This window comes from Saliphagus sp. LR7 (assembly GCF_003344565.1).
Taxonomy (GTDB): domain Archaea; phylum Halobacteriota; class Halobacteria; order Halobacteriales; family Natrialbaceae; genus Saliphagus; species Saliphagus infecundisoli.
Map to the genome: position 1 here is coordinate 1 of NZ_QPND01000073.1, position 1,295 is coordinate 1,295.

General features: G+C 58.1%; 1 protein-coding gene. It reads left to right on the forward strand.

What is annotated here, in order from left to right:
* The first annotated feature begins 308 nt into the window (after positions 1-308).
* The gene (locus tag DVH23_RS23205; RefSeq protein ID WP_114579696.1) at positions 309-1,223 is read left to right on the forward strand and encodes a TrmB family transcriptional regulator; all 915 of its coding nucleotides are present in this window, start codon (positions 309-311) and stop codon (positions 1,221-1,223) included.
* Positions 1,224-1,295 lie beyond the last annotated feature (72 nt).

Below are 1,295 nucleotides of genomic sequence, written 5' to 3' on the forward strand. Positions count from 1 at the left end.
TTATTGTGAGTATCCGAGTGAATTAGTTTCGAGAAGATGGAAGACCCGTACTGCTATCGGTCTCGGGAAAACTCTGTAGTGATGAGAGTGACACATTGAAACGCGACTTCGTATCCGTGATATCCATCGATGCTGTGGAGGGTCGGTCTAACGGTCTGTATCAGACAGACAGTGTTGTTGATGTATTGTGTGACCGAAAGCGTGAAAAGGAGAAAGGTCTTCCGGCTCAAGGGTCCAGTGAAAGGTATGGCACCCAGGTATCGCCCGCTGCCACCAGTAGGGGGACTGGGAGCTATAGGTTGGGACCTATGACAGATCTATCATCAGAACAAGAAGCGGTCGAACTCCTCCAGCGGTTCGGCCTCAAGGAGTATGAAGCGCGATCGTTCGTCGCGCTTTCACGGGTGCCGCATGGGACGGCCAAAGACATCAGCGAGATATCGGAGGTGCCTCGCACTCGCGTCTACGATGCCACGGGGGTGTTGGAGTCGAAGGGATTGGTGGAAGTCCAGCACTCGAACCCACAGGTGTTTCGGGCGGTCTCGATCGAGGAGGCCGCCGAGATCCTTCGCGACGAGTACGAGTCACGAACCGAGCGCTTGGTGACGACGCTCCAGGAAATGGACGCCGCAGAGTTTGAGGCGGACGAACAGCTCACACAGGAAGTATGGGCCCTGTCGGGGCCGTCGACGATCACCCAGCGGACGCGCCAGTTGCTGGACGAGGCCGATCACGAGGTCGTGATCGTCCTCGGTCACGAGTCGGTCGTCGATGACGCCCTACTCGATCGGATCCAAGCGGGGCAGGATCGGGGCGTCACGGTTCTCATTGGGACGGTCTCGGACGAAATCCGCGAGCGCGTCGAGGAGGCGCTCCCAGAGGCAACGGTTTTCGCTTCGGGGCTGGAGTGGCTCCAGGGGTCACAGATAATTGATTCGCCGCTTCCACTCGAACGCAATAGTGAGACGGACACGGGTCTGGGGCGTACTGATGACGGACCTACTAGGGAAGGGACGACGGAAATCAGTCGGCTTCTCCTTGTGGACCGGGGCACGATCCTGGTGAGTTCGTACCGCGAAACCGAGAGCGGTGGTCTGACCCACGAGCAGGCGATTTTCGGCCGGGGGTTCGAGAACGGGCTGGTGACGATCGTCCGCCGACTGATGGCGACGGGATTGCTTCCTACTGTCGATCCGGGACAGAGCACGTCTGATGAATCGTAGACGAGAGTCTAGCCTGTGTATCGTACTATTGGCCGAGTGAGATCAATTGACTGCGGTGGTCTATTCGCACCC